Annotated in this window: 9 protein-coding genes; 2 read left to right on the forward strand and 7 right to left on the reverse strand. The window is 71.6% G+C overall.

The features are described 5' to 3' along the window. Window positions 1-176 precede the first annotated feature (176 nt). The 3 genes from rpiA to JWQ05_RS15765 form a co-directional block, all read right to left on the reverse strand. Window positions 177-884, reverse strand: a complete 708-nt coding sequence (gene rpiA / locus JWQ05_RS15755; protein ID WP_299660161.1) for a ribose-5-phosphate isomerase RpiA — start codon at window positions 882-884, stop codon at window positions 177-179. Between the two features lie 190 nt (window positions 885-1,074). Next, a complete protein-coding gene (locus JWQ05_RS15760) occupies window positions 1,075-1,644 on the reverse strand; it encodes a peroxiredoxin (RefSeq protein WP_299660163.1) in 570 nt (189 codons plus the stop codon). Window positions 1,645-1,733: 89 nt separating this feature from the next. Continuing rightward, window positions 1,734-2,231: a hypothetical protein gene (locus tag JWQ05_RS15765; protein ID WP_299660165.1), complete on the reverse strand. Its 498-nt coding sequence runs from the start codon at window positions 2,229-2,231 to the stop codon at window positions 1,734-1,736. 241 nt (window positions 2,232-2,472) lie between these two features. On the opposite strand from JWQ05_RS15765, the gene JWQ05_RS15770 reads away from it, so the two are divergent. Beyond that, complete coding sequence (locus JWQ05_RS15770) at window positions 2,473-5,268, forward strand: [protein-PII] uridylyltransferase (RefSeq protein ID WP_299660167.1); 2,796 nt, start codon at window positions 2,473-2,475, stop codon at window positions 5,266-5,268. Between the two features lie 107 nt (window positions 5,269-5,375). Then, complete coding sequence (gene grpE, locus JWQ05_RS15775) at window positions 5,376-5,990, forward strand: nucleotide exchange factor GrpE (protein WP_299660170.1); 615 nt, start codon at window positions 5,376-5,378, stop codon at window positions 5,988-5,990. 216 nt (window positions 5,991-6,206) lie between these two features. On the opposite strand, the gene JWQ05_RS15780 is transcribed toward grpE, so the two are convergent. The 4 genes from JWQ05_RS15780 to JWQ05_RS15795 form a co-directional block, all read right to left on the reverse strand. After that, window positions 6,207-7,196 (reverse strand): hypothetical protein, encoded by a 990-nt coding sequence (locus tag JWQ05_RS15780; RefSeq protein WP_299660173.1) that lies wholly within the window; start codon window positions 7,194-7,196, stop codon window positions 6,207-6,209. Between the two features lie 103 nt (window positions 7,197-7,299). Beyond that, a complete protein-coding gene (locus tag JWQ05_RS15785; protein WP_299660176.1) occupies window positions 7,300-7,977 on the reverse strand; it encodes an alpha-ketoglutarate-dependent dioxygenase AlkB in 678 nt (225 codons plus the stop codon). Between the two features lie 10 nt (window positions 7,978-7,987). Beyond that, the gene (locus tag JWQ05_RS15790; RefSeq protein WP_299660179.1) at window positions 7,988-8,626 is read right to left on the reverse strand and encodes a 2,3-bisphosphoglycerate-dependent phosphoglycerate mutase; all 639 of its coding nucleotides are present in this window, start codon (window positions 8,624-8,626) and stop codon (window positions 7,988-7,990) included. 122 nt (window positions 8,627-8,748) lie between these two features. Then, window positions 8,749-9,008: dihydrodipicolinate reductase C-terminal domain-containing protein (locus tag JWQ05_RS15795; protein ID WP_299660181.1), on the reverse strand; the 260-nt coding region annotated here is incomplete at its 5' end.

Consider the following 9,008-nt stretch of genomic DNA (forward strand, 5'->3'; position numbering starts at 1 on the left):
GCGGGCGCCTGCGCCAGGGCGGACCCGTTCAGGAGGAGGGCGGCCAACGGGGCGGCCAAGACGGCGAGGCGGCGGGACATGGCGGACGCTCCGAAGGTTCGGCGGGATCGGGAAATCGAAGGCGGGAAATCGCAGGCGGCGAGTTCGAAGGCGGCGAGTTCGAAGGAGGGGTGCCCTCAGACGATGCCGAGGCGGGTCACCACGGCCTGTCCGTCCCGCGCCTCGGCCAGGATGGCGCCGGTGGCCAGGCCGATGAACAGGCCATGCTCGACCACGCCCGGCACCGCCCAGAGGGCGGCCGAGAGCGCGTCCGGATCGGGAATGCGCCCGAGATGGGCATCGAGGATGTGGTGGCCGCCGTCGCTCACGAAGGGGGCGCCGTCCGATTGGCGCAGGACGAGTTCGCCCGTGCAGCCACACGCGGCCAGGGCCGCCGCGACGCCGCGCCGGGTGGCCCCGAGGCCGAAGGCGTTGACCTCGATCGGCAGCGGAAAGGCCCCGAGGGTCGCGACGCGCTTGGCGCCATCCGCGATCACCACCATGCGGTGGCTGGCGAACGCCACGATCTTCTCGCGCAGCAGGGCGCCGCCGCCGCCCTTCACCAGGCGCATCGCGTCGTCGATCTCGTCGGCGCCGTCGATGGTGAGGTCGAGTTCGGGCAAGGCCTCCAGCGTGGCGAGGCGGATGCCGGCGGCCTCGGCCGCGACCCGCGTCGCCTCCGAGGTCGGCACGCCGACGACGTCGAGCCCGGCCCGCACGCGCGCACCGAGGAGTTCGACGAAGACGTTGGCGGTGGAGCCGGTGCCGATCCCGAGGCGCATGCCGGGCGTGACGAGCCCGACGGCGACCTCCGCCGCGGCGCGGCGCAGATCCGGCCCGCTCACGCGCGGGCTCCGTCGCGCGGGACGGCGAGCGGGGAGGGAAGGGCGTTCGACATGGGACGGCTCGGGCGAGGGGGACCGGTGCGCGCAGGCGACCCGCGTGCCCCTAGCACGCCGGGCCGGCCCGTCCAACGCGTCGTCGGGATGGCGGCGACACCCGGCCCGGGATGTTTTCGCGGTGAGCGGGACCGCCTCAGGGCGCGGTGTCGGACAGCCACGCCACGACGTCCGCCGCGTTCCGGTCCGGCGGGAAGACGGGATAGAACACATGCGTGACCACGCCCGCGTCCAGCACGAGGGTGAAGCGCTTCAGGAGGATCATGCCCCCGGTCGTGAAGGTCGGCAGGTCCAGCGCCCGCGTCAGGGCCAGATCCGCGTCCGAGAGCAGGGCGAAGGGCAGGTGCAGCCGCCCGGCGGCCTCGGCCTGGTAGGCCGTGTCCTGGGTCGCGAGGCCGAATAGGTGCGAGACCCCGAGGGCCTTCAGTTCGGCGAAGTGGTCGCGAAAGGCGCAGGATTGCGGCGTGCAGCCCCGGGCACCCGGGATGCTGTTCCAGGCCTGCGTGGAGGGCACGTCCGCCTCGGCCGTGCGGGGATAGGCATACACCACCGTGCGCCCCGGCAGGGCGGACAGGTCGACCCGCGTGCCGTCCGTCGCCGGCAGGGCGATCGACGGAAGCCGGGCACCGGGGAGGTGCCGCGTGCTCCCGTCATCCTCGGGCGCCGGGATGGTGGACCAGTCCGGCGTGTTGACGCTGCCGCTCACGGCGTTCTCCCCGCGCTCGACACGTCCGGCGCGCCGGCACTGTGCCGGACGGGCGATCTCCTGGAAAGCGCGGCGCTACCCCCTTGCGTTCAGGGCCGTCCGCCCTGGGGCGGCGTGGCGCTGGGGACGGCGCGACCCGGCGCGGGGCCGGTGGCGGCCTCGTCGGCGCCCGGGCCCGACGGGTTCGCCTGGGCGGTGCAGACCACCGCCTCCTTCTGGAGCTGGACGTAGCAGATGCTCATCTCGCCCGTGCGGTAATTGACCCGGAACACCCCCGCCTCGCGGGTGTGGCGCGAGGCGACGAGGCCGTATTCGGACGGGGGCTGCGCGCTCGCGCCCTCGCCGGCGCCGTAGCAGACGGTGAGGCCGACGCTGCCCACCGCCCCCTCGCGCAGGCCGTACTGGCAGGAGGTGACCTCGCCCGTCACCTTGTCGACCCGGTAGACCCGGTTGAGGTCGATCTGGGGCGCCGGCACGAACTCGAAGGAGGTGGCCCGGGCCTGCCCGGCGAGCGCCAGGGCGAGACCGGTGGCGAGGCACCCGGCGAGGGTCGGCCGGAGCAGGATCGAACGGACGGTCGAACGCATGGTGGGCCTTCGTTGAGCGCGGCGCTTCGCGGGACGACGCTGTGGAATCGGATCGGGGGCAGCGCTAACGCGGCCTTGCGGCGCAACCGTGGCCCGCCGGAGCGTCGGCCGACACCGTCGCGGCGACATCGTGAACCGGCCGGAATTCGCATCGGCGCCCGCGAAATCCGGTCGCAATTCGCCTCCCGCCCGCCCGCGCGCGGTCAAGCCGCTGGCGTCGTTGCGCCAACATGCTAACGGGTTGGCCATGTTCGACGCCGTCGCCGCCCTGAACGACATCCTCGAAAACCTCGACCGCGACGCCCGAGAGGCGACGCGGCTTCGGGCCGTGCTGGTGCCGGAACTGCGACGGGTCATCGAACTCGGGCGCGCCGACGCCGAGGCGCGGCTCCTGGAGGAGCGCGACGGCATCGCCTGCGCCCGGCGCCTGAGCGGGCTCACCGACGCGGTGATCCGCACGATCCACGACGCGGTGGTCTGGCGGCTCTACCCCAACGACAACCCCTCCACCGGCGAGCAGCTCGCGGTGGTGGCCACAGGCGGCTACGGCCGGGGCACGATGGCACCGGGCTCGGACATCGATCTGCTGTTCCTGCTGCCCTACAAGCAGACGGCCTGGTCCGAGAGCGTCGTCGAGGCGATGCTCTACGTGCTCTGGGACCTCAAGCTGAAGGTCGGCCACGCCACCCGCTCGGTGGAGGAATGCCTGCGCGAGGGCCGCGCCGACATGACCATCCGCACCTCGCTCCTCGAGGCCCGCTACCTGTTCGGCACCCGCGCGCTGTTCGAGGAGCTCGTCACCCGCTTCGACACCGAACTGGTGATGGGGACGGCGCCCGAATTCGTCGAGGCCAAGCTGCGCGAGCGCGACGCGCGGGTCTCGAAGGCGGGCGCCTCGCGCTACCTCGTCGAGCCCAACGTCAAGGACGGCAAGGGGGGCCTGCGCGACCTCAACACCCTGTTCTGGATCGCCAAGTACACCTACCGGGTGCGAGACCAGAGCGAGCTGGTGGTGGCCGGCCTGTTCACCCCGGAGGAGTACCGGGTGTTCGAGCGCTGCGACGAGCTCCTGTGGCGCGTGCGCTGCCACATGCACTTCGTCACCGGCCGCTCGGAGGAGCGCCTTTCCTTCGGCCTGCAGCCGCGCATCGCCGAGCGCTTCGGCTACGAGCCGCGCGGCGGCCTCTCCGGCGTCGAGCGCTTCATGAAGGCGTATTTCCTCATCGCCAAGGAGGTCGGCGACCTCACCGCCATCGTCTGCGCGGCCCTGGAGGCGCGCCACGCTAAGCGCACGCCGGTGCTCGACCGCTGGATCGGGCGCTTCCGCGACCGCTTCCGCGCTACCGCCATCGAGGCGGAGGATTTCATCGACGATCACGGCCGCATCAACCTGCGCGACGCCGACGCCTTCACCCGCGATCCCGTCAACCTGATCCGGCTGTTCTGGCTCGCCGACCGGCACAACCTGCCGATCCACCCCGACGCCACCCGGGTGGCCAACCGCGCGTTGCGCCTGATCGGCCATTCCCTGCGGGCGGACGAGGAGGCCAACCGGCTCTTCCTCGAAATCCTGACCTCGAAGAACTCGCCCGAGACCATCCTGCGGCTGATGAACGAGGCCGGCGTGCTCGGCCGCTTCATCCCGGAATTCGGCCGCATCGTCGCGATGATGCAGTTCAACATGTACCACCACTTCACGGTGGACGAGCACCTGCTGCGCGCCATCGGCGTGCTCTCGGGCATCGAGTCGGGCCGCACGGAGGAGGAGCATCCGCTGGCCACCCGGCTCATCGACACGATCAGCCACCGGCGCGCCCTCTACGTCACGGTGCTCCTGCACGACATCGCCAAGGGGCGGCCCGAGGACCATTCCATCGCGGGCGCGGCCATCGCCGAGAAGCTCGGGCCGCGCTTCGGCCTCACCGCCGCCGAGACCGAGATGGTGGCCTGGCTCGTCGAGCACCACCTCCTGATGTCGATGACGGCCCAGAGCCGCGACCTCTCGGACCCCAAGACCATCGAGAAGTTCGCCGGCGTGGTCCAGACCCTGGAACGCCTGAAGCTCCTCACCATCCTGACGGTGGCCGACATCAAGGCGGTCGGCCCCGGGGTCTGGACCGCCTGGAAGGGCACGCTGATCCGCACCCTCTACGACGAGACCGAGGTGGTGCTCTCGGGCGGACATTCCGAGATCGCCCGCACCGACCGGGTCCGCCTGATCCAGATGGCCCTGCGCGAGCAGCTGAACGACTGGGACTCCGAACCCTTCGACGAATACGCGGCGCGCCACAACCAGGCCTACTGGCTGAAGGTCGACACCACGCGCCAGTTCAAGCACGCGGGTTTCGTCAGGACCTTGGTGGCGGAGGGGCGCACCGTGGCCACGGCGGCCGAGACCGACCCGGTCCGCGGCGTCACCGAACTGACGATCTACTCGCCGGATCACCCGCGCCTGCTCGCCATCGTCACCGGGGCCTGCGCGGCGTCGGGCGGCAACATCGTCGACGCGCAGATCTTCACCACCACGGACGGCTTCGCCCTCGATTCGATCTTCATCTCGCGCGCCTTCGACCGCGACGAGGACGAGCTGCGCCGGGCCGGCCGCATCACCAGCGCCATCGAGAAGGCACTGCGCGGCGAGATCCGCATCGCCGACCTCGTCGCCGACAGGCACCCGCCGAGCGGGCGCACGCCGACCTTCCTGGTGCCGCCCGACATGGCGATCGACAACGCCCTGTCGAGCCGCGAGACCGTGATCGAGATCACCGGCCTCGACCGGCCGGGCCTGCTCTACGAGCTGACCACGGCGCTGAGCCGCCTGAGCCTCAACATCACCTCGGCCCATGTGGCGACCTTCGGCGAGCGGGCCGTGGACGTGTTCTACGTGACCGACCTCACGGGCACCCGGGTGACGCAACCCGACCGGCAGGTGGCGATCCGCTCGGCGGTGATGGAGGTCTTCGCCAGCGACGTCGCGGCCATGCGGGCCGAGGGGCTCGACGCCCTGATCGACTCGCCGCCCCCGCGCGAGGCCTGAGACGGCCGGGCCCGGGTGAACCCGGCCACCCGACACGCGCTTGATTTCACGGCGGCCTCGCCTGATATCAGCGCCAACCCCGACACATCTTTTCTCGACGAAACACCATGATGGCGAACGACATGCACGATGAGCGGCGCGACCCGACCCAGGCGGTCGAGGAGACGGAAGGCGCGGCGCAGGGCCACGAAGCCGGCCCCGGCGAGGCCTCGCAGGCCGACACCCTGGCGCCCCTGCTGGCCGAGCGCGACGAGCTGAAGGACCGCGTCCTGCGCACGCTCGCCGAGATGGAGAATCTGCGCCGGCGCACCGAGCGCGAGGTCGCCGACGCCCGCGCCTACGCGGTGACGAACTTCGCCCGTGACCTCCTGAACTCCGCCGACAACATCCAGCGCGCCCTGGAGGCCATCCCGGAGGCGGATCGCGCCGGCGCGGACGGCGCCTTCAAGGCGCTGATCGACGGGATCGAGCTCACCGAGCGGGACCTCGCCAAGACCCTGGAGCGCCACGGCGTCAAGCTGATCGAGCCCAAGGGCCAGCGATTCGACCCCAACCGCCACCAGGCGATGTTCGAGGTGCCGGACCCCGAGGTTCCCACCGGCACGGTGGTCCAGGTCATGCAGTCCGGCTACATCATCGGCGACCGCGTCCTGCGCCCCGCGCTGGTCGGCGTCGCCAAGGGCGGCCCGAAGCCGAGCGCCGCTCCCGCCGACGCGGCCTGATTCAGCCCCGACACCGGCGCCGGAACGCTTGGTCGTTCTCGCCGGTGTCGAACCGGAACCACGCCCGGTCCGGCGCGGATCCCCTTTCATTTTCGGAGAGGGAGCAGGTCGCGTCCCCTTCCCGCTGAGGAAGGTCCGGGCCCGAAGCCGTCGACGATCGGAGCGGATCTGAAGCAGCCGGGCCGGGAGATCCGGCTCGGCTTTCGCGTCGCGAGCCTATCGCATCTGCACGCTGTCGACGATCTCGCGGAAGCGGGCCAGCACCCCCTCGCGCTTCTCGGCCCGGACCACGCCGACGGCGCGCAGGTAGCCGTCCGGGGCGAAGCGGATGGTCTGCGAGATGACCACCGGCGTGCTCGACGCCGCATCCACCGCCCGGGCCACGATCTCGTGCCAGTCGACGCCGTTCTGGCGGTAGCTCTGGGCCCGCTCGATCACGAAATCCTTCATCGTCTGGTTGGAATAGAGCGCCGCGCGCGCGAAGGCATCGCGCTGCTCGGTGGCCGGCGGCGGCTGCACGGCCTGGGCCAGCACCAGGATCGGCTGCTCGAGGCCGAGCATCTCGTCCTTGGTCCCCTGCGTCATCAGCACCGAGTTTCCGGCGAGCACCCGCACGGGCCGGAAGCCGGCATCGTTGCCGATGCGGAAGGGAAGGGCGGCGACCTGCTGCTCCAGAGTCAGGGCCGGCCGGATGTGGATGCCGGTCAGCAGGCGCTTCATGGTCTCCTCGGTCTCGGCATCGGGCGTCGCCTGCGCGATGATGATGCCCGTGACGGTGGGGTCGCCCACCAGCAGCATCCACTTCTTGATCGCGGGCGTGCCGGCGGATTCCACCGCCGGCTGCTCGCCGGTGAACAGCACCGCGTCGACGTCGCCCGCGACCTTGAGGGCCTGCCGGCTCGAGACGATGAAGCCCTGGGCCTTGAGGTTCTCGTCGGTGAAGTTGGTCTCGAGGTCGGCGAACGCGTTGGCGGGCAGTTCCACCACCGAGACCGTCGCCCCGCCCTCGACCCGCTCCAGGCCCGAGAAGCGCTTGGAGGAGACCATGTCCGAGGGCGGATCGAAGCCGAAACGCGAGCTCGGCGGGAACAGGGGCTCCGCCGCCAGGGCCGGACCGGCCAAACCGAGCGCGAGGGCCAGGATCGAGGCGGCGCGGGCGAAAGTTGGCAGACGAGGGGCGGGCAGACGAGGGGTACGCAGACGCATCGGGTCGGTTCTCCGCAAGGCCCCGGCCCCGGGCCGGTGAGGCTCGGCCGGCGTGGCGTCGGTGTTGGCTGACGCGATGGGTCGGCTCAACACCCCGCCGCTGTCAAGCGTCGCGGGGCCGCGTCACGCGGCGCAGGGTGAGGTTGCAGCGCCCCTCCGGCGGCAGGAAGCCCGCCGATGCCGGGGCCGGGCCGCCCTGCAGGAGGTCGGGCTCCTCGACGATCAGCCGGTCGACGCCGTGGTGGATCAGGCGGGCCGGCCCTCCGATCACGAGGGCGTCACCGGACCGCAGCCGCACCGAGCGGGTCGGGTCGCTGCGGGCGAGGCCCCCGTAGCGGAACAGGGCGGTGGCGCCGAGGGACAGCGAGACCACGGGGGCGTCGAGGGCCTCCTCGTCCCGGTCCTGGTGCAGGCCCATGCGGGCTTGCGCACCGTAGAGGTTGACCAGGCAGGCTTCCGGCGGCGCCGGGTAATCCGCGAGCGCGGCCCAGGCGGCGAGCGCCGTCGCGGGTATGGCCGGCCAGGGTGCGCCGCTCTCCGGGTGATGCGGCTGGTAGCGGTAGCCCGCCCGGTCGGAGACCCAGCCGAGGGCGCCGCAATTCGTCATCCGCACCGAGAACGGCTTGCCGGTGCGGGGCATGCGCGGCGTGTAGGCGGGGGCGAGGCCGAGCACCGCGTCGAGTTCGGCGCAGAGGCACGCCTGGGCCGCCGCGTCGAGATGGCCCGGGACGTGGATCAGGCCGGGCGCGAGGACGATCCCGGCCGGAATGCTCGACGACACGGAAAGCCGATCAGGCCTTGTGGTCGATGTCGTGCTCCAGCACCGCCTTGCTCTCCACCGTGGTGTCGGCTTTGAGCACGTAGACCAGGGGGATGCCGGTGGCGATCTCGAGGCTGGCGATGGTCTTCGTGGTCATGCCGTCGAGCACCATCACGAGGGCGCGCAGCGAATTGCCGTGGGCGGCGACCAGCACGCGCTCGCCCGCCATTACGCGGGGCAGGATCGTCTGGATGTAGTAGGGCAGTACGCGGGCGGCGGTGTCCTTTAGGCTCTCGCCGCCGGGGGGCGGAATGTCGTAGGAGCGGCGCCACTGGTGGACCTGGGCGTCGCCCCAGCGCTCGCGGGCATCGTCCTTGTTGAGGCCGGAGAGGTCGCCGTAATCGCGCTCGTTCAGGGCCTCGTTGCGGATCGTCTCGATTCCGGTGAGGTCCATCTCCTCCAGCATCAGCGCGCAGGTGCGCTGGGCCCGCTTGAGGTTCGAGGTGAAGGCGACGTCGAAGCCGTAGCCCTGCTCCTTGAGCCAGCGGCCGGCATTGCGGGCCTCCTCGACGCCGCGATCCGTCAGCTCCGGGTCACGCCAGCCCGTGAACAGCTTCTTGAGATTCCATTCGCTCTGGCCGTGGCGAGCGAGGACGAGAAGGCGCTCCATCGGGGGACGTTCCTGTTGTCGCGGGAGGGGTTGGGTCTTGCCACATGTTGCAACGCAGCGAAACCGTGTTGCGCGGGTTCATGCGCGTCTGTGACTGAACCGGGGATGACCCGGGTCGCCGGTCAGAGCCCGAGCACGTCGTCCATGCCGTAGAGGCCCGGCGGCTTGGCGAAGGCCCAGAGGGCGGCCCGGACCGCGCCCCGCGCGAAGATGGCCCGGTCCTCGGCGTGGTGGCTCACGGTGATGCGCTCGCCCGGTCCGGCGAAGACCACGCTGTGGTCGCCCACCACCGTGCCGCCGCGCAGGGCCGCGAACCCGATGTCGCCGGGGCGGCGGGCGCCCGTATGCCCGTCGCGGGTGGAGACCCGGGTGTCGGCGAGCG

It is taken from the genome of Methylobacterium sp. (assembly GCF_028290105.1).
Taxonomy (GTDB): domain Bacteria; phylum Pseudomonadota; class Alphaproteobacteria; order Rhizobiales; family Beijerinckiaceae; genus Methylobacterium.

Bases quoted from the DNA above. Each gene is read 5' to 3' on its own strand.
- JWQ05_RS15790 (WP_299660179.1), bottom strand. From the start codon at position 8,626: ATGGAGCGCCTTCTCGTCCTCGCTCGCCACGGCCAGAGCGAATGGAAT.
- JWQ05_RS15780 (WP_299660173.1), bottom strand. From the start codon at position 7,196: ATGCGTCTGCGTACCCCTCGTCTGCCCGCCCCTCGTCTGCCAACTTTC.
- JWQ05_RS15765 (WP_299660165.1), bottom strand. From the start codon at position 2,231: ATGCGTTCGACCGTCCGTTCGATCCTGCTCCGGCCGACCCTCGCCGGG.
- grpE (WP_299660170.1), top strand. From the start codon at position 5,376: ATGATGGCGAACGACATGCACGATGAGCGGCGCGACCCGACCCAGGCG.